Below are 25,307 nucleotides of genomic sequence, written 5' to 3'. Positions count from 1 at the left end.
TCCGCGCGGTAAAAAATTGAAGGGGCCCCGCGCGGGGGCCCCTTTTTCGTGCCCGGGGCGAGGGGGGTGCGCCGGGCTTGTTTTAAATTGGGGTCGGCCGACCCGGCAAAATCGGCCGACCCCGGGGGGTGGTTCCGGGGAGGAACCGGGGAGGGGGGATGGACTAAAGGCTGAACTTGAAGATCATGTCCAGCTGCAAACGGTCCTCGCTTTCTTCCGGGCCGACCATGCTGTCGGTCTGGAACCAGCTCAGAGCGATCTGCCACGGGTCATAGAGCTGATATTGCCCTTGGAGCTTGTAGCCCTTGCGATTGGCGCCATAGAAGTCACCGTCGGCGATGGCGCCCACCACCGCGTCGGGCTCGATTTCGGCGTACTTGAAGTAGACGGCCCAGTCGCCCTTTTTCTTGGCCTTACCCAGCAAAAACCCGGTGGACCAGGCGGTGTCGTTGTCGGTTGGCACGTTGCTGGCGGTGTTGATGATGTAGTCGAACCACAGCTTGAGCGGCAGGTTGGCCACCTTGAACTCGAGGAAGGTGATCGCCTCGGCCAGGCGGTATTCGTAGAGGTACTTGCCGTCGGCGCCGACGCTGTTGCCGGCGCTGGTGCCCTCGATCTTGCTCATGTCGCTCTTGTTGAGGTTGGTCCAGTCATAATAGGATCCGGCCACGGTCCACTTGACATCGGCGGGCAGGTTGACCTGCGCGCCGGCCTGCCACAGGAACAAATAGGCGTCCTCGGTCTTGTTGTTTTCGGAGACGGCCATCTGGCCGAAGTGCACGAAGGGTTGGACGGTCTTCCAGCCCTTGTATTGATAGCGTTCGTAAGCGCCCTCGGGGTTGACGTCGGGATCCCACATGATGTCGGTGTGCATGAAGGTATTTTTAAACTTGCCCGCGCCGATCTCCAGATCGGGCAGCCACTTGGGCATGTAGGTGGCGAAGATGCGCCCGACGAAGACGTCTTTGTTGTTGAACTCGTCGTCCAGGGTTTGATTGGAGGTGCGGCCCGGCTGCCAGTTGCGGCTGTTGGAGCCATTGTCGTACCACGAACCGCTGCTGGTGGTGAGCATGGCGTGCATGGCCAGTTCGTCGGTGGCCTGGAAATCGCCAAAGACGCGCCAGCGGATGCGGAAGCGGTTGCGGTCGTCCAGGTCGACGCCGCCGCTGTTGCGATCGTAGAGACCTTCGTAGCGCAGGCGCAGGTCGGTGGAAAAAGAGAACTTGTCGCCGATGGCGTCCTTGATCTTGGCCAGGGTGACGGGGGAGTCGGCCTTTTTCTCGACCTGGTCCACCTTGGCCTTGGTGGCGGCGGTTTCGACGCTTTGCTTGCCCAATTCGCCCTTAAGGCGGTCGATCTCCTGGGCCTGGGCGTCCAAGAGTTTTTGCTGCGACTCCACGGTGGCCGTCAATTTTTCCAGCTTTTGCAGCACGTCGTCTAGCTTGGCGGCCCAAGCCGGCGGCGCGCAGAGCATGACGCCAAGCGCCGCCAAGATAATCAATGACCAGCTTTTTTTCCTCATGGCGGTGAATCTCCCTTCCTCTGACGGTGGGGCCGGCCGTTGGGGGCGGGCCCGTGACGCTGGTCTCCTGCTGGGGGCGTCGCTTATGTTGACAATATCCGGGTCGGCGCTGTTGCAAAATAGAACATCGACCCCATTTCGCCGTGGGCCTTGGCCTCATTTTGCCTTGAGGCGGGGCCCACGGGCCTCGCTCGCCTCGGGGAGCGTTTGCTGGGCGGGCCAGCGCGCGAAGGCGAAGACCCAGATGAAGACCAGATTGAGCAGCGGAACCAGGATGACCAGGGCCCACCAGCGGACGTAACCGGCCTTTTGCACGATGCGCCCGGTGACCCACAGGCCAAACAGGCCCAAGGCGATCAACACCAACAGCGCCAACGGGTCTTGCCCGGCCCAGGTTCCCATCAGCGGCCTCCCCGCCCGCTGGCGGCCGGCCAGGGGCTCAGGGCCAGCTTGAGGCTCAGGGCCAGGTAGCCCAAGTAGGGCACGAAGACCAACAGGCCCCACTTGGGGTCGAAGCCGGCCTTCTGGCAGACCTTCCAGGCTGGAATGACCAGCAAAAGGGCCAAGATCGACTGGCGCGTGAAATCTTGCATCAGGCCTTCCATGATCGCCTCCCGAGGCGGCCGCGCCCCTTCCGCCGCTTTTGGCGTTTGGCGAAAGGGGCGCGGCGCGGGTTTGGTTTCAGGCCTCGGCGGCCGCGCCCTCAGGCGCGCAGCAGCCGGTCCATTTCAAAGAACAAGTCTTGCTCGCGGACCACGCCCGCCAGTTTGCCGTTGCCCCGCACGGCCAGGCGCCGCGCGCCGTTTTTGAGCATCAGGTAGGCCGCCTCCAGCAGGCTGGCCTCGGCGGAGATGGTCGGCGGGGCCGGCGACATGATCTCGCCGATGGGCCGGTCGGCCAACTTTTTCAGGGCCAGGCTGAACATGCCCGTCCAGAACATGGGTGAATACTGGATGGTCTCGGCCAGGGTCGGCTTGGGCGCGCTGAGGTAGGGCGGCATCAGCGCGCGCATCAGGTCGCCGATGGACAAAAGGCCCACCGCCTCGCCGTGGCCGTCGACCACCAGCACCGAACGGTGGCCGGTCTCCATGATGCTGTCGGTGGCCTGGCGGCTGACGAAGGATTCGCGCAGGGCCTTGATGGCCTGGGCCACGGTGGCGCTTTCGGCCAGGGTGGTGTATTCCGACAGCGGCACCATCACCTCGCCCACGCGGCGTTCGTCGGCCTTGGCCTTGCCGCCGACAACGTGGCAGGCCTCGTAGATCTTGGAGGCCAGCAGGTCGATGTCGCAGGGCTTGGCCAGGAAGTCGCTGGCGCCGTGCTGGAGCGCCTCCTGGGCCAGGTGGCCCGAGCCGTGACCGGTGAGCATGATCACCGGCGTGGTGGCGCTGAGCTTGCGCAGTTCGCGCAGGGTCTCCAGGCCGTCCATGCCCGGCATCTTGATGTCGAGGATCACCACGTCGGGTTTTTGGGCAATCTTTTCCAGGGCCTGCCGGCCGTCGGCGGCAAGGATGGTCTGGAAGCCTTTGCGTTGCAGGATCTTCTCAGTGGTCGCGCGGAACTGGGCCTCGTCGTCAACCAAGAGAACCTTGATCGTCTTGTCAGTCATGGTCGCCTCCTTTGGGGCCTAATCGCCAGTCCGCAACTCAATAACCGGGCATGCCGGGGAAGCCGAGCCAGTTCCAGTAGAACGCCGCCATCAGCATCAAGACAGCCAGGTTGGTCACCAGCAGGATCGCGCCAGCGCGCAGATAGTCCTTCTGCTCCAGGTAACCGCTGGCGTAGACGATGGCGTTGGGCGGCGTGCCGATGATCAGGCAGTAGGCCAGCGAGGAGGCGATGGCCGTGCTCATGGCCGTGAAGGGGACCATGCTGGTGCCGGGGTGGACCAGGCCGGCCATGGCCAAGGTCACCGGTCCCACCGCCGCGCAGGCCGGGCCGTCGGCCATGAGCTGGGTGATGAATGCGGTGATGACGTTGCCGCTGAGGAACAGGCCCAGGCCGCTGCCCAGGCCCAGGGGCACGGTCAGATCGATGATGCTCTGGGCGATCCAATAAGCGCCGCCGGTGCTGGTGAGGATGCGGCCGAAGGCGATGGCGCCGGCGTAGAGCCAAACCACGCCCCAGTCCACGCCGGTCTGGTAGTCGCGCCAGTTGACCACGCCGGCCAGGATGTAGGCCAGGCCGCCGATCACCGCCAGCACGCCGATGCCGAAGCGAATGCCCGTCAGGCTATAGATAAGGTTGTTTTCGGTGATCCACGAAAAGAGCATGAGCAGGAAGATGGTCACCGAGACGATCTGCTGCTTGGTCCAGCCGCTGCCCTCGGTGGCGATTTGGCTCTTGACGTAGCCGATGGCCGGGCCCAGGTCGGTGAACTTGGGCTTGAAGCGCCAGTTGATCACAAACCAGGTCAGCGGCATGACGAAGAACAGGAAGGGCACGCAGTAGATCATCCACTGGCCGAAGCCGATGGTCACGCCGAACATGTCCTCGGCGTAGCTCATCATGATGATGTTGCGGGCCGCGCCGGAAGGGGCCAGCGAGCCGCCCAGGTTGCAGGCCATGCAGATGGTGATCATCAGGATCTTGGCCAACTCGGGGTCGTCCTCGCCCATGGCCGAGGTGGTCATGGTGTAGAGCACGATGCCGATGGGCAGAAACATCGCCGCCAGGGCGTGGTCGCTCATGAACATGGTCAGCGGCGAGATGATCAGAATGATGATCAGCGTCACCCAGCGTATGGATGGCGTCTTGAGCCTGCCGAACATCATCAGCGCTATGCGCCGGTCCACGCCCGTCTTGACAAAGGCCACGGCGAACATCAGCGAGCCCATGATGAACCAGGTGGCGTCGGACCAATAAAGCGGCGCGATGGTCTCGCGGTCGAGGATGCCGGTGAGCATGCCGATGATGCCGATGCAGAAGGCCACCATGGGCAGGGGCAGGGCCTCGGTCAGGAAGCAGCCCACCACGAAGGCCACCAGGGCCACCGCCGCCTTGACCTGGAAGCCGGCGTCAATGACCCGCTTGCGATCGGTCCCTTCGAGTTGATCGACGGGCACGCCTTCCTTCTTGAGCTTGTGGGCGCTTTGCAGCATGGACTCGAAGGCGGCCTTGCCCAGCCTTTGCGCCTCGGCCTTGGCCTTTTCCAGGTTGGTCTTGTTGGTGGCCACGCCGGCCTTCTTGGCCCACTTGACGTCGCGCTTCATGAAGTTATCGTAGCCAAAGGAGGCCTTGTTGACGCAGGCCTCCATCAATTGCACCGTCTGGCCCTGCCATTGGTTCAGATCGGCGTAGTCGGAGTTGAACACCTGCTGGGCGATGTTCTGGCGCACCAGCTTGGAGCCCAACGCCACCTCGGAGCCCACCTTCATCATGCTGTCGGGGACGGGCATGGCGATGATGGCGGCAAAGAGGATCAGGGGAATGAGGAACTTCTTCCAGTCTATGTATCGATCGTAGCCGGTAGCCTTGTGCTCGGTTTTTGCTTGGGTCATCTCGGCACCTCGCCTGTGTCGCCGGCGGTTGGTCTGCGCCGGCCGGATTCAAATTCCGCGCCGCGGAGTTCAGAGCCGTCTCAGGTTTCGATCAACTCTTTGACTATCCAGACCGCGGACATTATCAGCGCCAGGTAGAAGTAGATCTTTCGTTCGGTGTCGCGCCCGAGGCGCGTGACCCATTTGCGTTGCTCTTTCGTCGCCATTGGCCCGGTTCCTTTCCGGCGCTAGCTTTGGCTCCAGCCGCCTTGGTCGGTTTCCTTGACCACTTCGCGGGGCGAGTGGATGGCCTTGCGCATCTGGGCCAGGCGTATTTTCTCTTCCATCTGCTGACGTTTGGCGTAGGCCTCGTCGGCCTTGGTCATCAGCTCCTCGATCTCGCAGGGCTTGGTCAGGTAATCGAAGGCCCCGGTGCGCATGCCCTCCACCGCCGAATCGATGGTGCCGTGGCCGGTGAGCATGATCACCTCCACCAGCGGGAAACGGGTCTTGATGTGCTTGAGCGTCTCCACGCCGTCCATGCCCGGCATTTTGACGTCCAGGATCACCACGTCGACGTGCTTGGCCTCCATCAGCTCCAGGGCCGCCGCGCCGCTGGTGGCCGTCAGCGGCTCGTAGCCCTTTTTGACCAGCAGCTTGGCCGTGGTCTGCAAAAAGCGCTCCTCGTCGTCGACCAGCAACAGTTTCATGATCGGCATTGTTTCCTCCCGTGACAGGGGGTTCGTTGTCCATATGTTTCAGGCGGCCGTTTTCAGGCGGCCGCCGGCAAGGTGATGGTGAACGTCGAGCCCTGGCCGACCTGGCTGGCCACGTCGATGGTCCCGCCCATGGCGTCGATGATGCCAAAGCACACCGACAGGCCCAGGCCCGTGCCCTGGCCCACCGGCTTGGTGGTGAAAAACGGCGTGAAGATGCGCCGCAGGTTTTCCTCGCTGATGCCCACGCCGTTGTCGCTGACGCTCAGGCGCGCCTGGCCTTCGCCGTCCACGCCCACGCGCAGCTCCACCCGCCCGCCGCTGGCCCCGTGGCGGGCGATGGCCGCGTCCATGGCGTTGTTGATCAGGTTGAGCAGCACCTGCTGCACCTGACTGGCGTCGCCTTGGACCTTGGGCGTGGCCGGATCGCTGGAAATGGCCAACTCCACGCCGTTGACCTGGGCCTTCTTGCGCACCATGGCCACGATCTCGGGCGTCAATTGGGAAAGGCTGAGCTCCTGGGGAGTGACATCCTTTTGCCGAGCGAACTTGAGGATCGACTGGGTGATGTTTCCGCACCTGTCAATTTGGAGCTTGATTTGTTGGACGGAGTCCAGGAGCTCAGCCGTATCGGGTGTTTGGGGCAGCGTTCCGGCTTGACGCATGTCATCGAGAATGACGGAGATGAGCGTCTGCTCGGAGCGGATGATCTGTAGGGGGTTGTTGATCTCGTGGGCGAAGCCGGCCGACATCTCGCCGATCTCGGCCAGGCGGCTGGCCACGATCAGTTGCTGGTTGAGCTGGCTCTTTTCGCTGTCGATGCGGCTGAGGCGGGCGATGATCTTGCCGGTGAGGTAGAAGCCCATGCTGACGATGCCCGCCACGCCCAACACCAGGATCAAGGCCGCCAGCAGCCAGGCCGTGCGCAGGTCGCGGAAGGCGTCGGCCTTTTCCTGGCGCACGATGAGCTGCCAGTCCTTTTCGCTCAGCCAGGTGGCGCCGTAGAGGTAGGCGTCGCCGCTCTTGTCGTCGGCGGCGAAGGTGCGCACGCCCTCGAAGCGTTCGGAGTGGGCGATGGGCTCCGGGTCGGCCCGCAGCAGTTCGCCGCCCGAACGGCGCTGGGTCTGGAAGACGCCCTGGGCGTTGACCAGGTAGGCCTCGCCGGTCTTGCCCATGCGCACCTTCTCGACCATGTCGGAGAAAAAGACCGTGTCGATGGTCGCCCGCAGCACCCAGATCTGGTCGCCGTCCTGGATGGCGATGGCGATGATGAAGTGGGGGCTCTTGCGGTAGCCCAGGAAGACGTCGCTGATGTAGTACCCGTTGCCCAGCACGCCCTTGTACCAGGGGGCGTCCTTGTATTGTTTGCCGGCCAGCCTGTAGGGCCCCACGTAGGCCGTCTGCACGCCCTCGGGGTTGAACAGGCCCAGGTCGGTGTAGGCCGGCGAGTTCTGCCGCAGGGTGTCGAAGATGTTGCGCAGCTCCTCGGGGTTGTTCATTTGGGCGATGGAAAAGGAGTTGGCGATGATGGTCAGGTCGCCGCGGCGTTCGGTCAGGAACATCTCGATGGCCTGGCGATGATCCTCGGCGATGCGCACCATGCGCGCGAACGTCTCGCGCTCGATGGAGGCGGTGAAATAATAAAAGCCCACCGCCACCACCAGCAGGAAGGGGATGGCCGGGGCCACGATCATCGCCGCCAGGATCTTGTTCTTAAGCGCGCGGTAGTGGTTTTCGTTTTTGTTGGTCATTTCGCCGCCCATCGCCTCTCTGGCCGCGTTCGGCCAAGGCCCGACACGCCAAGTGTTTCGATGGGCAAATTGTCGCCAAGGCGGCGAAAAGACAAAATAGGGGCGAAGGCCCCTTTTGGGGATGGGCTGGTCTTAATTTTCGGTAGGGCCTTGCCCCTAACGGAGGCGCTCCATCAAGAGCGCCCGCCTGGGCGGCGGATTGGGGGCGTTGGAGGCGTCGCTGCTACTTTATGGGGATCAACCCCAGGCCGCCCAGGCCATGGATGACCGTCTCCACGGCCATGGCCGAAAGCAAAATGCCCATGACGCGCACCACCACGGCGCTGCCGGCGTTGCCCAGCAGGCGAAACACCTTGTTGGCCATGAGCATCAGCACCAGGGTGATCAGCAGGACAACCCCCATGACCCCCAGGGTGAAACACTGCATGGCCGTCGTGTGCGAGCTGTTTTCGGTCATCAGCACCGCGGCCATGATCGCCCCGGGGCTGGCGATGGAAGGGATGGCCAGGGGAAAGACCGCCACGTCGTGGCCGGCCTCGGGCTTTTGGTCGGGCGGCGGGGCGGCGTCACCGAAGACCATCTGCACGCCAAACAGAAACAGCAGGATGCCGCCGGCGATCTGGAACGATTGCAGGCGGATTTCCATGTAGGTCAGGATGATCTGGCCCACCATCACGAAGCCCAGCAGGATGATCGCCGAATAGAGCGTGGCCCGCATGGCGATGGAGCGTTTTTCCCTGGCCGATTTGGCCGGGGTGATGGCCAGGAAAAGGCCCAGGGTGCTGATGGGGTCGATGGTGGCCCAAAAAACCGTGAACTGACGCAGAAAATCGTCGATAAGGTCTGTCATGGGGGCCATCCCAAGGCTCGAAGTGCAACGTCATCGCGCGGCGCGGCCCGGCGCTGGACGGATTATGGCATACGCGTCGGATTTTGTCGTGAGGGGGAATAAAATATACCTCTTCGGCGTCGTTGCTTGCCTTCATCGACTCTGGCAGAATATGCCCTCAGCCCCAGAGGGGTATTTTTTGTTTTGACCTGGAAACCACATTGAAAGCCCTGGACCGCAACCTGCTGCTGACCGTCATTCTGGCGGCGCTATTGTGCGCCCCGCCCCTGGGAGGCGACGCCGCTTGGGCGGCCAGGCAGGCTCCCGCCGAGGAGCGGCGCACGATCGTCGTTGTCGGTGACAAGACCTATGCGCCCATCGAGTTTCTGGGGCCAGACGGTCGGCCCAGGGGCGTGGCCGTGGACATGTGGCGGCTGTGGTCGCAAAAGACCGGCGTGGCCATCGACTACCGCCTGGTGGATTGGGCCCAGGCCATCGAGATGGTCCGCCAGCGCCGGGCCGACGTGATCAGCGGGCTGTTCCCCCGCGAGGGGGCCGGGCTGTGGTTTTGCCGGCCGTTCATGAAGGTCGACGCGCACCTGTTTTTTTCGCGCAAAATCAAGGGCCTGGTGGACAGCCGCGACTTGGCCGGCTTCCGCGTGGGCGTGGTGCGCGGCGATTATCTGGAGGGGCTGTTGCGCGTCGAGGCCCCGGGGGCCAAGCTTGTCCTGGCCGAGACCTTCGAGGATATGATCAAGATGGCCATCGCCGGCCGGGTGGAGGTGTTCGCCTGCGACGAGATGGTGGCCGCCTTTCTTTTGGCCAAGCACGACGCCGAGGACATGTTCCGGCGCACGGCCAAGCCCGTGCACACCGACGATCTGCGCCCCGGCGTGGCCGAGGGCCACGACGAAATGATGCGACTGGTCAACGCCGGCTTCGACGCAATCGACGAGGCCGAGCGCCAGGCGGTCCTCGATCGCTGGGCGGGCCGGTCGCTGTGGGGCGGCGGCCAATGGCTGTGGCTGTGCGGGGCCTTTTCGCTGGCGCTGCTGGCGGCGGTGGTTTTCCTGGCCTGGAACCGCCAGCTCAAGATCCGCGTCGACAAGGCCACCCGCCAGATCATGGACAAACGCCAGGAATTGGAGGCCGTCTTCAACGCCCTGCCCGACCTGCTCTTTCGCTTCGACGCCACCGGCCGCTACATCGACTACCAGGGCGGCCGCGAGACCAGGCCGTTTTTGCCGCCCGAGCGCTTCATGGGCCGCGCCATCGCCGAGGTTCTGCCACCCGAGGCGGCCCGGGCCATGACCACGGCCATGCAATTGGCCCGGGAGCGTCGGCAGGTGGTGGGCCTGGAGTACGAACTGACCATCGACGGCGAGCGTCGTTATTACGAAGCCCGCCTGGCCCCGCTGAGCTTCGACGAGATCGTCTGCGTGGTTCGCGACGTCAGCCAGCGCAAGCTGGCCGAGCAGGAACAAAAAATGGCCGCCACCGTCTTCGAGAACTCCATCGAGGGCATTGTCGTGGCCGACGCCGATGGCAAGGTGCGCCTGGTCAACAGCGCCTTCACGGCCATCACCGGCTATGGCTCCGACGACGTCATCGGCAAGGAAATGGACGTGCTGCGCGCCGAGGCCATGGACCTGGCCCTCTACGAGGAGATCTGGGGCCAACTGGCCGAGCACGGCCAGTGGAGCGGCGAATACTGGAACCGCCGCAAGAACGGCGAGGCCTACCCCGAATGGCTCACCGTCACCGTCATTCGCGACTCCCACGGCCGGGTGATCAATTATCTGGCCATTTTTTACGACATCACCGAGATCAAGCGCTCCCAGGAGCAGATCCGTTATCAGGCCTACCACGACGCCCTGACAGGCCTGCCCAACCGCAACCTGTTCAAGGACCGCCTGGGCCAGGCCCTGCATCACGCCGAGCGCCGAGGCTCCAAGGTGGCGGTGCTCTTCGTCGATCTGGACAATTTCAAGCTGATCAACGACTCGCTGGGCCACGACGTGGGCGACCATGTGCTGCGCGACATCGCCGGCCGCCTGCGCCGCTGCGTGCGCGACGAAGACACCGTCGCCCGCATCGGTGGCGATGAGTTCCTCATGGTGCTGGAGGAGATCGACGGCGAACTGGGGGCCGATCGGGTGGCCCGGCGGGTGTTGGACAACTTCGCCCGGCCCTTCGGCGTGGGCGGCCACGAGTTTCACCTGGGGGCCAGCATTGGCGTGACGGTCTTTCCCGATGATGGCCAAGATGTCGAGACGCTGATCAAAAACGCCGATATGGCCATGTACCGCGCCAAGGAGCGGGGCAAGAACAACTACCAGATGTTCACCCCGGCCATGCAGGCCAAGACCAACCTGCGCATGGAAATGGAGCGGGCCCTGCGCCAGGCCCTGGAGCGCGACGAGTTCGTCGTCCACTATCAGGCCAAGGTCGAGACGGTCAGCGGCCGCGTGGTGGGCATGGAGGCCCTGGCCCGCTGGCAAAGCCCAGGCAAGGGCTTGGTCATGCCCGGCCAATTCATCCCCGTGGCCGAGGAGAGCGGGCTGATCACGGCCATCGGCAAGGTGATCCTGCGTCAGGCCTGTCGTCAGGCCAGCCGCTGGCAAACCATGACTGGCCGCGACCTGCGCCTGGCGGTCAACGTTTCGGCCAAGCAGCTCTACCAGCCCGAGTTCGTCGAGACGGTGGAGACGATTCTACGCGAAACGGGCCTGGCCCCGGGCCTGCTGGAGTTGGAGGTCACCGAAAGCGTGGTCATGCACCAGGACACCGCCGCCAACCGCACCCTGCTGGAGCTGGCCGCGTTGGGCGTGAGCCTGGCCATCGACGATTTCGGCACGGGCTACTCCTCGCTTTACTACCTCAAGCATTTTCCCATCGACACCCTCAAGATCGACCGCGGCTTCGTGCGCGACATCGGCCGCGACGCCAACGACGCGGCCATCGTCGGGGCCATCGTCAGCCTGGGCCACAGCCTGGGCCTGAGCGTGGTGGCCGAAGGCGTCGAAACCGCCGAACAATTGGCCTATCTGCGCGCCCTGGGTTGCGACCTGTGCCAGGGCTATTATTTCAGCGAGCCCGCCCCCGCCGAACAGTTCGCCGAGCTGCTGCCTTGGCCCTAAACGGTTGTTGACGCCGCGTGACGGCGGCGGTATGCTTTGCCCATCTCAACAACCAAAAACGCGCGTGGCCCGTCCGCGCGCGTTGTTCGCTTCGCGCGGCGGTGACGGCATGTTGCATAATTGGTCCGCCCCCAACGGCTATCGCGACGTGTTGCGCATCGGCCTGCCCATGGTCATGTCCATGGCCTCCAACACGCTCATGCAGTTCACCGACCGGGTGTTTTTGGCCAACCACTCGGTGGAGGCCATCGCCGCGGCCCTGCCAGCGGGCATCACCAGCTTTTTGTTCGTCTCGTTGTTCATGGGCGTGACCTCCTACGCCAGCGTGTTCATCGCCCAATACGTGGGCGCGGGCAGCCGGCGGCGGGTGGGCGCGGCGCTGTGGCAGGGCCTCTACTTCGCCGCCGGGGCCTCGCTGCTGATGGCCGGGCTCTACTTCGTCGCCGGACCCATCTTCGACGCGGCCGGCCACCCGCCCGAGGTGCGCGTGCAGGAGATCGCCTATTTCCGCGTGATGTGCCTGGGGGCCTTCGCCACCCTGCTCAGCGTGGCCCTGGGCAACTTCTTCACCGGCCGGGGCCGCACCAGGCCGCTGATGGTGGCCAACTTCATCGGCGCGGCGCTGAATATCCCCCTGGATTACGTGATGATCTTCGGCGCGGGGCCCGTGCCGTCCATGGGCGTGGTCGGCGCGGCCTGGGCCTCGGTCATCGGCCAGACCTTCATCGGCCTGATGCTGGCGGCCTTGACTTTCACGGCCAAGAACGACCGCCGCATGGGCGTCTGGCGCAACCGCGCCTTCGACGCCGAACTGTTCGGCCGGCTGATGCGCTTTGGCCTGCCGGGCGGGGTGCATTTTTTCCTGAACATGTTCGCCGTCACTTTTTTCATCTTCATGATCGGTCGCTTGGGCAAAATCGAACTGGCCGCCACCAACATCGCCCTGTCCATCGACATGCTGGCCTTTTTGCCGATGATCGGTTTTTCGGTGGCGGTGAGCGTGATGGTCGGCCAGGCCATCGGCAGCGGCCGGCCCGACGACGCGGCCAAGGCCACCAGCAGCACCATCCGCTTGACTCTGTCGTGGATGAGCCTGGTGCTGGTCTGCTTCATGCTCTTTCCGCGCCAGATCATCGGGTTGTTTCTGGTCTCGGGCCAAAGCGCCGCCGAAAGCCGGGCCATCCTGGAGATGGGCGTGGTCTTTCTGCGCTGGGTGGCCGTCTACAGCCTCTTTGACGGCGTGGGCATCATCTATACTGGGGCGATCAAGGGCGCCGGCGACACGGCCTACGTCATGAAAGTCATCGCCGTGATGGCCGTGGTGGCCATGATCGCGCCGGTGTGGTTTTTGGTGGAGGTGCTGCGGGCAGAGGCTTATCTGGTCTGGGCGGTGCTGACGTTCTATGTCTGCGCGCTGGGCCTGTTGATGTGGCTGCGCTATCGCGGCGGCAAGTGGCGCGAGATGCGGGTGATCGAAAACTAGCCGCGCCAGCGCCCGCCAAAAGCAAAAACGCCGCAACCACCAAGGATTGCGGCGTTAATTTTTATTTTGGTGGCGATGCAGGGATTTGAACCCCGGACACTGCGGATATGAGCCGCATGCTCTGACCAACTGAGCTACATCGCCGTTCGAAGGCTTTCTTAAAGGCAAGCGGCCGTTCTGTCAAGGGTTGCGTGGCAAAAAGCGGCCCATCGGCCGCACAAAAGCGTTAGACGCTGAAGCGCACGTGCAATATCTCGCCGTCGGAGACCACGTGATCCTTGCCGGCCAGCTTGAACAGCCCGGCCTTTTTCACCGCCGCCTCCGAGCCCTGGGCCAGCAGGTCGTCGTAGACCATGACCTCGGCGCGGATAAAGCCGCGCTCCAGGTCGGAGTGGATCACGCCGGCGGCCTGGGGGGCCAGCGCGCCGCGGCGCACGGTCCAGGCCCGCACTTCATCCTGGCCCACGGTGAAAAACGAGATCAGCTCCATGGCCGCGTAGCCGGCCTGGATCAGCCTGTCCAGGGCCGATTGGCCGATGCCCAGCTCGGCCATGAACTCGGCCCGTTCGTCGTCGGCCAGCTCGGCCAACTCGCCCTCGATGGAGGCGCGGATCACCACCGGCGCGCTGTCGTCGCCCAGATCGGGCGGGGTGGGGTCGTCCTCGGCGTTGTTGGCCACCACCACCAGGGGCTTGGCGCTGAGCAGGCCAAAGCCCTTGAGCTTGACGTGGCCGGCCAACTCCGCGTCACCGCGCAGGGGCGTTTCTTGCTCCAACATTTGTTTGGCCCGCTCCAGCAGGGCGGCCTCTTCTTCGTCCTGCTTGCGGCCGCGCTGACGATCCTGGGCCATGCGCTCCAGGCGGCGCTCGACGGTGATCAGGTCGCTCAGCAGCAGCTCCTGGGCAAAGGCCTGGTGGTCGGCCACCGCCTGGGGCGCGCCCAGGCCGCCGTCGAAGTTGCGCACGACCTCGACCAGGGCGTCGGCCCCGCGCAGTTCGGCCGGCAGCTTGGTCAGGGGGTCGTCGGCCTTGATCAGCGGCTGGGGCGGGTCGATGAACGTGATCTGGGCGTAGGTGGTCTTTTTGGGCTGATACATGGCCGAAAGCCGGTCCACGCGCGCGTCCGGCACGGGCAAAAGGGCCTGGCTGGCCTCCTCGCGGGCCTTGCCCTGGCTCAGCTTGCGGCCGCTGAGGGCCAGAAAAAGCGTCGATTTGCCGCTGGAGGGCAGTCCGCACAGGGCCAGCTTCATTTGCCGCCCCCGGCCAGCAGCTTGGCCGCCTCCTTGGCGAAATAGGTCAGGATCATGTCGGCGCCGGCCCGCTTGATCGAAAGCAACGACTCCATCATCACCCGGTCGTGGTCGATCCAGCCCAGTTGGGCCGCGGCCTTGATCATCGAGTATTCGCCCGAGACGTGATAGGCGGCCAGCGGCAGGTCGAACTCGTCGCGCATGTGGGCCAGCACGTCCAGATAGGGCAGGGCCGGCTTGACCATGACGATGTCGGCCCCCTCCTCGACGTCCAGGGCCACCTCGCGCAGGGCCTGGCGCACGTTGGCCGGGTCCATCTGATAGGTCTTGCGGTCGCCGAACTGGGGCGCGCTGTCGGCGGCCTCGCGGAAGGGGCCATAGAAGGCGCTGCAGTATTTGGCGGCGTAGCTCATGATCAGGGTGTCTGGCAGCTCGGCCTCGTCGAGGGCCTCGCGGATCTCGCCCACGCGGCCGTCCATCATGTCAGAGGGGGCCACGATGTGGGCCCCGGCCTGGGCGTAGACCACCGCCGCCTTGGCCAAAAGCTCCAAGGTGGCGTCGTTGTGCACGGTGTCTTTGTCCAAAATGCCGCAGTGGCCGTGGTCGGTGTATTCGCACATGCACACGTCGGCTGCCAGCGCCAGACCGGGCACGGCGCGGCGCAGGGCGCGCAGGGCCAGGGGCACGGGGCCGTTTTTGTCGTAGGCCCCGCGGCCCAGGGCGTCTTTTTTCTCGGGTATGCCAAAGAGGATCACCGCCGGCACGCCCAGATCGGCCACCTGCTTGCATTCCTCGACCAGCGTGTCGACGCTGAAGCGATCGACGCCGGGCATGGAGCCCACCGGTTGGCGCACGCCCTTGCCGGGGCAGACGAACATGGGGTAGATCAGGTCGCTGACGCCGAGGGTGGTCTCGGCGACCATGCGCCTGATGGTCTCGTTGCGCCGCAGGCGGCGCATGCGCACCAGGGGAAAGGACATGGCGGGCCTCCGTTGGTTCCGGGGATTGCTACGCCACCAGTAATATCGGGCCGGCCGGTGGGTGTCAATGGCCTAAATCGGCTTGACGATGTAAACGGGTGTATGGTATACGGTGGCCGTTAGTCATGCACCAACGCCTTGTCGTTTCGCCGCCGGGCGGGGTAAAAACACGTGCAAGCGGTTGCGGCTTGCGCTATGTTGAGGCCGAGCGCGTTCACGCCACGATATATGGCGTACGCTCTGTCGGCCGATGGGCGCGGGGAGATGGCAATGTTTGAGAAGCTGAAAGAGCGCGGATTCGACGTCAAGGCGCTGCATCATGCCGAAGCCATTCTCAAGCACGACATGCCAAGCGCCGTCACAGAGCTGGAGGCGGTCTTGCTGGAGGCGACGATCCCCATCGAAGAGCTTGTGCTTGGCGGCGGCGGGGAAGGCGGTCTGACCCAGCGCCTACGCAAAAAGCTGACCGATGAATTTGGTTGGGCCAAGCACAAGTTCGAAATAAAAAAGATCATCGACGGCGTGCAGACCGAATCTACATCCCACGAGCTCGACCACGTGAAAAAATTCGCCGGCGGCGCATTCGCCCTGGAAATCGAATGGAACAACAAAGACCCCTTCTACGACCGTGACTTGGATAGTTTCAAGCGGCTGCACGCCGAAGGGGCCATCTCCATCGGCGGCATCATCACGCGTGGCGCCAGCCTGCACGAAGGCATGCGCGATTTGATCGAAGCCTTTGCCGCGCAAAGAGGCATAAGCGGCGTCGACGAGTTGGCCCGGTATTACAACCCTACGTCACGCCAGAGAAAATTGATCGAAAGATCCGTGGCCGCCAAGGGCTCGTTCGCGCGCGGCTGGGCTCATGTCTTCGTGTCCGACAAATTCGGCGAGGCCACGACCCATTGGCGCAAGCTCGAAGACAGAGTCAATCGCGGCGTGGGCAATCCATGTCCGCTGTTGTTGATCGGCATCCCCAGGACCGTCGTCGTGTTCTAGGGCCGCCGGCCAGGCAAGCGAAACCTCAACCAGGATGCAAACATGAACTTGAGCGCTTCCGACGATCTTTTGGCGGCGGTGGGCGACAGGAAATTCGCCACCGTCCTGGCCGACCCCCCTTGGCGCTTCAGCAACCGCACGGGGAAAATGGCCCCGGAGCACAAGCGCTTGTCGCGCTATCCCACCATGACGCTTCAGGAAATCCGCGAGCTGCCGGTGGAGGCCATCGTGGCCGAGACGGCGCATTTATATCTGTGGGTGCCCAACGCCCTGCTGGCCGACGGCCTGCAAGTGATGGCGCACTGGGGCTTCACGTACAAGACGAACCTGATTTGGTACAAGGTGCGCAAGGACGGCGGCCCGGATCGGCGCGGGGTGGGTTTCTACTTCAGAAACGTCACGGAGATGATTTTGTTCGGCACGCGGGGCAAGCAAGCCCGCACGCTCCAGCCGGGCCGCAGCCAGGAGAATATGCTGGTTTCGCGCAAGCGCGAGCACAGCCGCAAGCCCGACGAGCAATACGAGTTGATCGAAAAATGCAGTTGGGGGCCGCGCATAGAGCTATTCGCCCGCGGCCGGCGTCCAGGTTGGTTCGCTTGGGGCGATCAGTCGGAAGAATACGCGCCAAGCTGGGACACCTACGCCAATCATTCACGGGCCAACGTCATTGCCCTCAAGCGGGGCAAGCTGGCCTGACGGCGCGGGGCCGGGCGTCGGGCGGCTTTTTAGCGCGCGGCGCGGCTGGTCCGTTTAGGGCTTGGCGATCTCGGCGTCGCTGAGGTGGCAGGCCGGGTCCGGGGCCCAGAGGTCGCCCGTGGCCGCCTCGGCCCGCACGCGGAAGTTGCCGCCGCAGATGTCCAGCCAGCGGCAGGTGGCGCAGCGTCCCTTCAGGTGCGGCCGCTTGTCCTTTAGCTTGCCCAGGATCGGGTGGCTCAGGTCCGACCAGATCTGGCTGAAGGGCCGGTTGCGCACGTTGTCGATGGTCAGGTGCCGCCAGAACTGATCGGGATGCACGCTGCCGTCCCAGCTAACGCAGCCGATGCCTCGGCCCGAGCTGTTGCCCTCGTTCCACTGCAACAGCTCCAGCACCTCGGCGGCGCGCTCGGGGTCTTCGCGCAGCAGGCGCAGGTAGACGTAGGGCCCGTCGGCGTGGTTGTCGACCGTGAGCACCTCGGGGGTTTGGCCGCGCTCGAACATGGCCTTGGCGCGGTCCATGATCAGATCGAGCAGGGCGCGAGTCTCGGCGTGACCCAGGTCTTCGTCGATGAGCTTGCTGCCCCGGCCGGCGTAGACCAGGTGATAGAAACAGACCCGGGGCACGCCCTCGGCCTCCAGCAGATCCAGCACGGCCGGAACCTCGGCGGCGTTTTGCTTGAAAATCGTAAAGCGCAGGCCCACCTTCAGGCCGGCCTCCAGGCAGTTGCGCACCCCGGCCAGGGCCATGTCAAAGGCCCCCTCCACGCCGCGAAAGCGGTCGTGAATCTGGCGCATGCCGTCGATGCTCACGCCCACGTAGCTGAGGCCCACGTCCATTAGGCGGCGGGCCATGTCGCGGTCGATGAGCGTGCCGTTGGTGCTGATCACCGCGCGCATGCCCTTGGCCACGGCGTAGCGGGCCAGCTCGGGCAGATCGGGCCGGGCCAGGGGCTCGCCGCCGGAAAAAAGCATTACCGGCGAGCCATAGTCGGCCAGGTCGTCGATGAGCCGCTTGCCCTCGGCGGTGGTCAGTTCGTCGGCGTTGGGCGTGGCCTTGGCCTGGGCGTAGCAGTGGGCGCACCTGAGGTTGCAGGCCTTGGTCATGTTCCAGACGACGACGGGCTTTTTGTCTTGGGAAAATTGCAGCAGATGGCTGGGCAGGCTGCCCGAGTGGCGGCCATAGCGCATGGCGTCGGACGGTTCGACCGTGCCGCAATAGAGCTTGCTGATGCCGATCATGGTCTGTCTTTCCGGCCCTGAACAGCCGACGCCGGCCGGCGTGGGGGGCGACTGCCGCCGGAGCCGGGGCGAGCCTGCTCCGGCGGCGTGGTTTTGCTAGTTTTTCGCGCCCAGCGTCTGGCTGAAATGCTCTTCGAAGACCTGGCGCAGATAGGCGTCGGTGTCGAAGATGGCCTGGCGGGGCAGTTCGTAGGCGTCGACGCCGGTTCGGTCACGGGCCAGCTTGAGGCCGGGCTCCAGGATGGTGGAGAGGCGCTTCAAGTATTCGTCGACGGCCACGCCCTCGGCGGCGGCCCCGGCCAGGATGGCCACGCGGGCGTCCTCGCTGAACGAGATGGTTATACCATACTTCTGGCTGAAGCCCAGCGCGAAGTCCCGCACCTGGTCCAAGCGGTCGAGGACATTGCGGAAGGCCCGCTCCATGCTCAGGCCCACGCGGTGGAACTCGTCGGCGATGAGGGCCATGCGCGCCGGGGTCAGGGGGCTTTGCAGGCGCTGGGCGTACATGGCCTGGCGGCGGTCGATCATGTGCATGAGCTGGGCGCGTTCGAACTGGCCGGCGGCCTCGAAGCGCGGCTCCTGCTCGTGGGGTGCGCCGAGGACGATTTGCAGCTCTTGGCCGGGGTTGTCGACGCACTCGGGGGTGATGACCAGGCGGCGCACGTCGCTGCTGGGCAGGTGGCGCTCGAAGGGCAGGCAGACCCGTTCGCAGACCGAGACCAGGGCCCTGGCCCCGGTGCCCAGGGTGGCGGCCTCCTCGGCCAGCTTGCGCAGGGCCTCGTCCTCGAAGCGCAGTTCGATGCCATAGGCGGCGAAGTCGCGCTTTTTGCTGATGATCACGGGGTTGTTGGGGTTGCGCAAAATCTGGTGCAGGTCGTCGGCCTCCAGCTTGTCGAGGACCACCGTCACCGGCAGGCGGCCGACGAACTCGGTCTCGAAGCCGAACTCGACCAGGTCGGCGCCGGTGACCTCGTGCAGGATGGCCTGGTCGTCGAGCTGGGCGCGCATCTGGCTGGAAAAGCCGAGTTGGGCCTTGTTGCGCCGGCGGCGGATGACCTCGGCCAGCTCGCCAAAGGCCCCGCTCATGATGAAGAGGATGTGACGGGTGTTGACCAGGCGGCGCTCGGCGCGGCCGGTCTTGCGATATTGCTCGATGGCTTGGATCTGGCTGATGGGATCGTGGGCGACCTTGAGGTCGACCTCCGTTTCCTCCATGGGCTTGAGCAGGGCCCGCTGGACGCCCGAGCGGCTGACGTCGGGGCCCAGGAGGCCCTTGGTCCCGGCGATCTTGTCGACCTCGTCGAGATAGACGATGCCGAACTGGGCCAACTCGATGTCGTCTTCGGCCTCGCGGACCAGGTCGCGGATGAGATCCTCGACGTCGCCGCCGACATAGCCGGTCTCGCTGAATTTTGTGGCGTCGGCCTTGACGAAGGGCACGCCCAGCTTGTCGGCGATGAGCTTGATCATGTAGGTTTTGCCCACGCCGGTGGGGCCGATGAGCAGGATATTGTTCTTGATCATGCCCACGCCGTCGCTGGGGTCGTCGTTTTGCAGGCGGCTGAGGTACTTGGCGCGGTTGAAATGGGTGCAGATCTTGGTGGCGAGCACGGCCTTGGCTTCTTCTTGGCGGACGATGTACTGGTCGAGGTAGGCCACCAGGTCGTCGGGCTTGAGGTCGAACTTGATGCGCGACCACACGCCGTCGGTGTCGTGCTGATCGATCTGGGGCTGGGGCGCGGGGCTGGGCGAGGCCGCGCCGAAGCGGGCCAGGTATTCCTGGATGCGGTTTTCATCGCCTTCGCGCTGGGCGTCGCGGGGGCGGGGGTCAAGGGCGTTGGCGGGCATATTTGGTGGCCCCTTTCAGGCCTGATTGGCCGTGTTGGATGGTCTTGTCGCCGTAAGATGCGCGACTTACAATGAATATAAGGTTGGACCTCGGCGTGCGCAAGCCACGGGGGCAAGTTACGATTAGCTCTTGCCGAGCGGCGGCTTATGTGTCATATTTCCGCAGTTCCGGCCACCGGCGGCTGGATGGGCGGCGGTGTGTCGTTTTCTGTTGCCGACCCGGCCGGGCTGGGGTATATAACGAGGCCGAATTCTTGCTGGCGTAGCTCAACTGGCAGAGCAGCTGATTTGTAATCAGCAGGTCGCGGGTTCGACTCCCATCGCCAGCTCCAGGCAGCCACCGCTGGCGCTGGAGGGCAACCGCGGCGTCGGCGTCAGAGGGCGTGCAAGCGTTGGCCGGGCGGCAAGGCTCGGCGGCTTGAAAATATATAGTGGTGAGGTTCCCGAGCGGCCAAAGGGAGCAGACTGTAAATCTGCCGGCGATGCCTTCGGAGGTTCGAATCCTCCCCTCACCACCAAAAAAGGAACGCGCCACGCGGTCATCGATGCATGAAAGATTCTGGCGGCTGCCCCTGGGGCTGGCCGACATCGAGGCCGGGTGTCATAATATATGGATGAAGGATTCAGCCCGCGTAGCTCAGTAGGTAGAGCGCATCCTTGGTAAGGATGAGGTTCATCGGTTCAATTCCGATCGCGGGCTCCACCGTTTGATTCGCAGCGCCATAATCGTTTAGTGGCCTGGGCCCCGCGGACGCATTCGCGGACGCCACAAGGAGAATTGAGATGGCCAAGGAAAAGTTTGCGCGTACCAAGCCGCACGTGAACGTAGGAACGATTGGTCACATCGACCATGGCAAGACGACTTTGACGGCAGCGATCACCAAGTGCCTTGCCGCGCGCGGCGGCGCGAAGTTCGTGGCCTTCGACGAGATCGACAAGGCCCCCGAGGAGCGCGAGCGCGGCATCACCATCGCCACGGCTCACGTGGAGTACGAGACGGCCAACCGTCACTACGCCCATGTGGACTGCCCTGGTCACGCCGACTATATCAAGAACATGATCACCGGCGCGGCCCAGATGGACGGGGCGATCCTGGTGGTTGGCGCCGACGACGGCCCGATGCCCCAGACGCGTGAGCACATTCTTTTGGCTCGTCAGGTCGGCGTTCCGGCGATCGTGGTATTTTTGAACAAAGTTGACATGGTCGACGACGAGGAGCTGATCGAGCTTGTCGACATGGAGCTTCGCGAGCTTCTGGACAAGTACGAGTTCCCCGGCGACGACACGCCGATCGTTCGCGGCAGCGCGCTGAAGGCGCTCAACTGCGGCTGCGGCAAGGATGGCTGCGCGGACTGCCAGCCGATCCTCGACCTGATGAAGGCGGTTGACGAGTTCGTGCCGGAGCCCGTGCGCGACGTTGACCAGCCATTTTTGATGCCCATCGAGGACGTGTTCAGCATCTCTGGCCGTGGCACGGTTGTGACCGGTCGCGTTGAGCGCGGGGTGATCAACCAGGGCGACGACGTTGAGATCGTGGGCATCCGCAACACGCAGAAGACGGTGTGCACCGGCGTGGAGATGTTCCGCAAGATCCTCGACCGCGGCCAGGCGGGCGACAACATCGGTGTTTTGCTGCGCGGCACCAAGCGCGACGAGGTGGAGCGCGGCCAGGTTGTGGCCAAGCCCGGCTCGATCACGCCTCACACCAAGTTCAAGGCCGAGGTGTACGTTCTGAGCAAGGAGGAGGGTGGTCGCCACACTCCGTTCTTCAACGGCTATCGTCCGCAGTTCTACTTCCGCACGACCGACGTGACGGGCGTGGTGGACCTGCCCGAGGGCGTGGAGATGGTCATGCCCGGCGATAACGTTTCGATCAGCGTGGCCCTGATCACGCCCATCGCCATGGAAAAAGAGCTTCGTTTCGCCATCCGCGAGGGCGGCCGCACCGTCGGCGCCGGCGTGATCAGCGAAATCATCGAGTAGGAAGGGGCGCTTAAATGCCCAGGGATATCATCAACCTGGTTTGCCAGGATTGCAAACGCAAGAACTACACGACCACCAAGAACAAGCGTCGGACGCCCGACAAGCTGGAGTTCAAGAAGTACTGCAGCTTTTGTGGTCACCATACGTTGCACAAGGAAGCTAAGTAAATAATAAGTGCAGGCCTGTGGCTCAATTGGCTAGAGCGCCGGACTCCAAATCCGAAGGCTGGGGGTTCGAGTCCCTCCAGGCCTGCCACTTAACGATCTTCATATGTGGTCGCGATTTCCAGCGGGGGGAGGCGCGGCCGGAGCGATGACAGCAGGGGCAAAAAATCGCCAATCCGCGCCGCGAAGTGCGCGGAGAGGGCGGTTTTAGCCTTTGTGATGGTCCCGCACAGGCTTCTGGTGGTGAGCCGCACTTATGGCCAATAATACCAAGAAAAACAGCGCCGAATCCGCCAAGGCCGGTCAGGTGGGCGCATCGGCCGCCGACAAGGGCAAGAAGGCCAAGCCCGCCCAGGGGGCCAAGGACGCCAAGCCCTCCGGCAAGGCGGCGGCCAAGGAAAAGACGGCCGTCAGCCCGGCCCAATGGTGGCCGATGGCCGTGCAGTTTTTGCGCGAGGTCCGCACCGAGCTGAAGAAAGTGGTCTGGCCCTCGCGCAAGCAGACGGTCGCCAGCACCAGCGTTGTGGTGGTCCTTGTCGTCATCGTGTCGGCATTTTTGGGCATGGTGGACTACATCCTGTCCCGCATCGTTGGTTACGTTATCGGCTGACGACGGAAGGGATTGGTTTAGCGATGGCCAAAAAGTGGTACATTGTCCACACTTATTCCGGCTTCGAGAACAAGGTGCGCGAATCGCTCACGGAGCGGGTGCGCTCCCATGGCCTGGATGATTACTTCGGCCAGATTCTCGTGCCCATGGAAAAAGTCGTGGAGATGGTCAAGGGCCAGCGCCGGGAGTCGTCGCGCAAGTTCTATCCCGGCTACATCGTCGTCGAGATGGAAATGAACGACGAGACGTGGCATTTGGTCAAGGACACGGCCAAGGTCACGGGTTTCGTGGGCGGCTCCGAGACCGACCCCACGCCCATCAGCGACGAGGAGGCCCAGCGCATCCTCAGCCAGATGCAGGAGGGCACCAAGGCCCCGCGGCCCAAGTTCAACTTCGAGGAGGGCGACGAGGTCCGGGTCATCGACGGCCCCTTCAACAATTTCAATGGCTCGGTCGAGGAAGTCAACCCCGAAAAAGGCAAGCTTCGGGTGTTGATCAGCATATTTGGACGGGCGACTCCGGTGGAGCTGGAGTTCGTGCAGGTCACCAAGGTTTGACGCGGCCGCGTTCCGGCCGCAACCGGCTCGGTGGGCGCCCAGGCAATGGCCGCTAAGGCGCGCCGTCCGCGGGCCCGCATCGGAGAAATGACAAATGGCAAAAAAAGTCGTCGCTAATATCAAGCTGCAAATCCCCGCCGGCAAGGCCAACCCCAGCCCGCCCATCGGCCCGGCCCTGAGCCCCCACGGCGCCAACATCATGGAGTTCTGCAAGGCTTTCAACGCCCGCACCCAGGGCGTTGGCGACACGATCATCCCCGTGGTGATCACCGTCTACGCCGATCGCAGCTTCAGCTTCATCACCAAGACTCCGCCGGCGGCGGTGCTTTTGCGCCAGGCGGCCGGCATCCCCGGCGGCAGCGGCACGCCCAACAAGGTCAAGGTCGGCAAGCTCAGCAAGAAGCAGGTCGAGGACATCGCCAAGCAGAAGATGGAAGACATGAACACCAGGGACTTGAAGGCCGCCATGAAGACCATCATGGGCACGGCGCGCTCGATGGGCCTGGAAATCGTCTAGCAAACGGTATATAATAATAGATTCCCCGTGGAGGCCGGGCCTGGCCGCATGAACACGGGACTCCGCTGAAATGGAGAACGAGCCATGGCCAAACGTGGAAAGCAACTTGTCGCCGCCCGCGGCAAGATTGATCGCAGCAAGCGCTACGGCTTCGAGGAAGGCATTCAGGCCGCCCTGGAAGCCAAATTCGCCAAGTTCGACGAGTCGGTGGACGTGGCCGTGCGCCTGGGCGTCGATCCCCGCCACGCCGATCAGATGATCCGCAGCACCGTTGTTCTGCCCCACGGCACCGGCAAGACCGTGCGCGTGGCCGTCTTCGCCAAGGGCGAAAAGGCCCAGGAAGCCAGGGACGCCGGGGCCGACGAAGTGGGCGCCGAGGATCTGCTCGAAAAGATTCAGGGCGGTTGGCTGGAGTTCGACCGCTGCGTGGCCACCCCGGACATGATGGCCGTGGTTGGCAAATTGGGCCGCGTGCTGGGCCCCCGGGGCTTGATGCCCAACACCAAGACCGGCACCGTCACCTTCGACCTGGCCAAGGCCGTCAAGGAGATCAAGGCCGGCAAGATCGAGTTCCGCGTCGAAAAGGGCGGCATCATCCACGCGCCCATCGGCAAGGCCAGCTTCGGCGTCGAGAAGCTCAAGGAAAACATGGAGGCCCTGCTGGAGACCTTGATCCGCCTCAAGCCGACGGCGGCCAAGGGCACCTACATGAAGGGCATCGCCGTTTCGACGACCATGGGCCCTGGCGTGCGGCTTGATGTCGCCGAGGTCAAGGCCATCTCGGCCAAGGGCTAGGCGGCTGATTTTTTGGTTATATTCCCGGCGCGAGCCGGGCGGACATAGCAATCTGGGCTCGCCCCTTTGTGTTGAAGACAGCGGGCGGCTGGCTGGCAGCCATAATGACCGAGGTCACCCGCCGAAACGTGAACGGGTGGGCTTGCGCGTGAGAAGTCGCGGCGCAAAGACGCTTTGGTCTTTGACCATGGGCCGGGTCCAGGAGAAACGAGGGAGACACCGTGAACCGTAGCGAGAAAGAGGCCCTGGTCCAGGAAATGGCCGAACGCCTTGGTCGCGCTCGGGCCGTGATCCTGACCGACTTCCGTGGCCTGAAGGTCGAAAAGATGACCGAGCTGCGCGCGCAGCTCAAAGAAAAGGGCCTGGACTACAAAGTCGTCAAGAACACGTTGCTCCGACGGGCGACCGAGGGTACGTCCTCGGCGGTCCTGGCCGATGGCCTGGAAGGCCCAAACGGCGTGGCCATCAGCTACGAAGACCCGGTCGAGCTGGCCAAGGTGCTCAAGGACTTCGCCAAGATCAACGACAAGCTCGTCCTCAAGGGCGGCATGGTCGAAGGCAAAGCCATCGGGGCCGACCAGATCGACGCGCTGGCCAAACTGCCCGCCAAGGAGCAGTTGCTGGCGATGCTGTTGGGCACCATGAACGGCGTGCCCAGGGGCTTCGTCACCGTGCTGGCCCAGGTCATTCGTGGCCTTCTCAACGCCCTCAAGGCCATCGAGGAACAAAAGGCGGAGAACGCCGCCTAGG

Annotated in this window: 23 protein-coding genes and 5 tRNA genes; 15 read left to right on the top strand and 13 right to left on the bottom strand. The window is 64.0% G+C overall.

Going from position 1 to position 25,307, the window contains the following annotated elements:
- Nucleotides 1-163: 163 nt before the first annotated feature.
- From DEBA_RS14840 to DEBA_RS14805, 8 genes are all read right to left on the bottom strand, one after another.
- Nucleotides 164-1,522 (bottom strand): putative porin, encoded by a 1,359-nt coding sequence (locus DEBA_RS14840; RefSeq protein ID WP_013259760.1) that lies wholly within the window; start codon nucleotides 1,520-1,522, stop codon nucleotides 164-166.
- 156 nt (nucleotides 1,523-1,678) lie between these two features.
- Nucleotides 1,679-1,924: a hypothetical protein gene (locus DEBA_RS14835; protein WP_013259759.1), complete on the bottom strand. Its 246-nt coding sequence runs from the start codon at nucleotides 1,922-1,924 to the stop codon at nucleotides 1,679-1,681.
- The gene (locus tag DEBA_RS14830; RefSeq protein ID WP_013259758.1) at nucleotides 1,924-2,127 is read right to left on the bottom strand and encodes a hypothetical protein; all 204 of its coding nucleotides are present in this window, start codon (nucleotides 2,125-2,127) and stop codon (nucleotides 1,924-1,926) included. The genes DEBA_RS14835 and DEBA_RS14830 overlap by 1 nt, the downstream gene beginning before the upstream one ends.
- A 98-nt stretch (nucleotides 2,128-2,225) precedes the next feature.
- The gene (locus DEBA_RS14825; protein ID WP_013259757.1) at nucleotides 2,226-3,131 is read right to left on the bottom strand and encodes a CBS domain-containing protein; all 906 of its coding nucleotides are present in this window, start codon (nucleotides 3,129-3,131) and stop codon (nucleotides 2,226-2,228) included.
- Between the two features lie 37 nt (nucleotides 3,132-3,168).
- A complete protein-coding gene (locus DEBA_RS14820; RefSeq protein ID WP_013259756.1) occupies nucleotides 3,169-5,022 on the bottom strand; it encodes an SLC13 family permease in 1,854 nt (617 codons plus the stop codon).
- A gap of 227 nt (nucleotides 5,023-5,249) precedes the next feature.
- Complete coding sequence (locus DEBA_RS14815; RefSeq protein ID WP_013259754.1) at nucleotides 5,250-5,720, bottom strand: sigma-54-dependent transcriptional regulator; 471 nt, start codon at nucleotides 5,718-5,720, stop codon at nucleotides 5,250-5,252.
- Between the two features lie 53 nt (nucleotides 5,721-5,773).
- Nucleotides 5,774-7,468, bottom strand: a complete 1,695-nt coding sequence (locus DEBA_RS14810; protein ID WP_148227887.1) for a sensor histidine kinase — start codon at nucleotides 7,466-7,468, stop codon at nucleotides 5,774-5,776.
- Nucleotides 7,469-7,691: 223 nt separating this feature from the next.
- Nucleotides 7,692-8,318 carry a MarC family protein gene (locus DEBA_RS14805; RefSeq protein ID WP_043815934.1) on the bottom strand — a complete coding sequence of 209 codons (627 nt, stop codon included), beginning with the start codon at nucleotides 8,316-8,318 and terminating at the stop codon, nucleotides 7,692-7,694.
- Between the two features lie 200 nt (nucleotides 8,319-8,518).
- On the opposite strand from DEBA_RS14805, the gene DEBA_RS17400 reads away from it, so the two are divergent.
- On the top strand, nucleotides 8,519-11,437 hold the full coding sequence (locus DEBA_RS17400) for an EAL domain-containing protein (protein WP_013259751.1): 2,919 nt from the start codon (nucleotides 8,519-8,521) through the stop codon (nucleotides 11,435-11,437).
- 109 nt (nucleotides 11,438-11,546) lie between these two features.
- Nucleotides 11,547-12,920: an MATE family efflux transporter gene (locus tag DEBA_RS14795; RefSeq protein ID WP_013259750.1), complete on the top strand. Its 1,374-nt coding sequence runs from the start codon at nucleotides 11,547-11,549 to the stop codon at nucleotides 12,918-12,920.
- 67 nt (nucleotides 12,921-12,987) lie between these two features.
- Here DEBA_RS14795 and DEBA_RS14790 read toward each other — a convergent pair.
- The 3 genes from DEBA_RS14790 to hemB all read right to left on the bottom strand — a co-directional run bounded on the left by DEBA_RS14790 (nucleotide 12,988) and on the right by hemB (nucleotide 15,149).
- Nucleotides 12,988-13,064 (bottom strand) — tRNA-Met (locus tag DEBA_RS14790).
- An 82-nt stretch (nucleotides 13,065-13,146) separates the two neighbouring features.
- A complete protein-coding gene (locus DEBA_RS14785; RefSeq protein WP_013259749.1) occupies nucleotides 13,147-14,169 on the bottom strand; it encodes a DUF933 domain-containing protein in 1,023 nt (340 codons plus the stop codon).
- Nucleotides 14,166-15,149 (bottom strand): porphobilinogen synthase, encoded by a 984-nt coding sequence (gene hemB / locus DEBA_RS14780; RefSeq protein WP_013259748.1) that lies wholly within the window; start codon nucleotides 15,147-15,149, stop codon nucleotides 14,166-14,168. Before hemB ends, DEBA_RS14785 begins: the two co-directional genes overlap by 4 nt.
- Nucleotides 15,150-15,419: 270 nt before the next feature.
- Here hemB and DEBA_RS14775 point away from each other — a divergent pair, with 270 nt between their 5' ends.
- Nucleotides 15,420-16,148, top strand: coding sequence for a BglII/BstYI family type II restriction endonuclease (locus tag DEBA_RS14775; RefSeq protein ID WP_013259747.1), 729 nt, complete (start codon nucleotides 15,420-15,422; stop codon nucleotides 16,146-16,148).
- Nucleotides 16,149-16,190: 42 nt separating this feature from the next.
- On the top strand, nucleotides 16,191-16,844 hold the full coding sequence (locus DEBA_RS14770; protein WP_013259746.1) for an MT-A70 family methyltransferase: 654 nt from the start codon (nucleotides 16,191-16,193) through the stop codon (nucleotides 16,842-16,844).
- Between the two features lie 54 nt (nucleotides 16,845-16,898).
- Here DEBA_RS14770 and ahbC read toward each other — a convergent pair whose 3' ends face one another.
- Together ahbC and DEBA_RS14760 are read right to left on the bottom strand one after the other, a co-directional pair.
- The gene (ahbC, locus tag DEBA_RS14765; RefSeq protein WP_013259745.1) at nucleotides 16,899-18,083 is read right to left on the bottom strand and encodes a 12,18-didecarboxysiroheme deacetylase; all 1,185 of its coding nucleotides are present in this window, start codon (nucleotides 18,081-18,083) and stop codon (nucleotides 16,899-16,901) included.
- A gap of 96 nt (nucleotides 18,084-18,179) precedes the next feature.
- Complete coding sequence (locus DEBA_RS14760) at nucleotides 18,180-19,931, bottom strand: AAA family ATPase (protein WP_013259744.1); 1,752 nt, start codon at nucleotides 19,929-19,931, stop codon at nucleotides 18,180-18,182.
- A gap of 256 nt (nucleotides 19,932-20,187) precedes the next feature.
- On the opposite strand from DEBA_RS14760, the gene DEBA_RS14755 reads away from it, so the two are divergent.
- The 11 genes from DEBA_RS14755 (at nucleotide 20,188) to rplJ (ending at nucleotide 25,306) form a co-directional block, all read left to right on the top strand.
- Nucleotides 20,188-20,263: transfer RNA gene (locus DEBA_RS14755), tRNA-Thr, on the top strand.
- Between the two features lie 101 nt (nucleotides 20,264-20,364).
- A tRNA-Tyr gene (locus DEBA_RS14750) sits at nucleotides 20,365-20,449 on the top strand.
- Between the two features lie 108 nt (nucleotides 20,450-20,557).
- Nucleotides 20,558-20,634 (top strand) — tRNA-Thr (locus DEBA_RS14745).
- An 80-nt stretch (nucleotides 20,635-20,714) separates the two neighbouring features.
- Nucleotides 20,715-21,914, top strand: a complete 1,200-nt coding sequence (tuf, locus tag DEBA_RS14740) for an elongation factor Tu (RefSeq protein ID WP_013259731.1) — start codon at nucleotides 20,715-20,717, stop codon at nucleotides 21,912-21,914.
- 14 nt (nucleotides 21,915-21,928) lie between these two features.
- Nucleotides 21,929-22,081 carry a 50S ribosomal protein L33 gene (rpmG, locus tag DEBA_RS14735; protein WP_013259743.1) on the top strand — a complete coding sequence of 51 codons (153 nt, stop codon included), beginning with the start codon at nucleotides 21,929-21,931 and terminating at the stop codon, nucleotides 22,079-22,081.
- An 11-nt stretch (nucleotides 22,082-22,092) separates the two neighbouring features.
- Nucleotides 22,093-22,169, top strand: a tRNA-Trp gene (locus DEBA_RS14730).
- A 165-nt stretch (nucleotides 22,170-22,334) separates the two neighbouring features.
- Complete coding sequence (secE, locus tag DEBA_RS18610) at nucleotides 22,335-22,688, top strand: preprotein translocase subunit SecE (protein WP_013259742.1); 354 nt, start codon at nucleotides 22,335-22,337, stop codon at nucleotides 22,686-22,688.
- 23 nt (nucleotides 22,689-22,711) lie between these two features.
- Entirely contained in the window at nucleotides 22,712-23,245 is a 534-nt protein-coding gene (gene nusG, locus DEBA_RS14720; RefSeq protein ID WP_013259741.1) for a transcription termination/antitermination protein NusG, read from the top strand.
- A gap of 94 nt (nucleotides 23,246-23,339) precedes the next feature.
- On the top strand, nucleotides 23,340-23,762 hold the full coding sequence (rplK, locus tag DEBA_RS14715) for a 50S ribosomal protein L11 (RefSeq protein WP_013259740.1): 423 nt from the start codon (nucleotides 23,340-23,342) through the stop codon (nucleotides 23,760-23,762).
- An 84-nt stretch (nucleotides 23,763-23,846) separates the two neighbouring features.
- Nucleotides 23,847-24,557, top strand: a complete 711-nt coding sequence (rplA, locus tag DEBA_RS14710; RefSeq protein WP_013259739.1) for a 50S ribosomal protein L1 — start codon at nucleotides 23,847-23,849, stop codon at nucleotides 24,555-24,557.
- A gap of 221 nt (nucleotides 24,558-24,778) precedes the next feature.
- Nucleotides 24,779-25,306 (top strand): 50S ribosomal protein L10, encoded by a 528-nt coding sequence (rplJ, locus tag DEBA_RS14705; RefSeq protein ID WP_013259738.1) that lies wholly within the window; start codon nucleotides 24,779-24,781, stop codon nucleotides 25,304-25,306.
- Nucleotide 25,307: the final 1 nt, after the last annotated feature.

Origin of the sequence: Desulfarculus baarsii DSM 2075 (assembly GCF_000143965.1) — a bacterium.
Classification (GTDB): domain Bacteria; phylum Desulfobacterota; class Desulfarculia; order Desulfarculales; family Desulfarculaceae; genus Desulfarculus; species Desulfarculus baarsii.
Note: the sequence above shows the minus strand (reverse complement) of the source record. Positions and strands in the feature narration are given on the sequence as shown.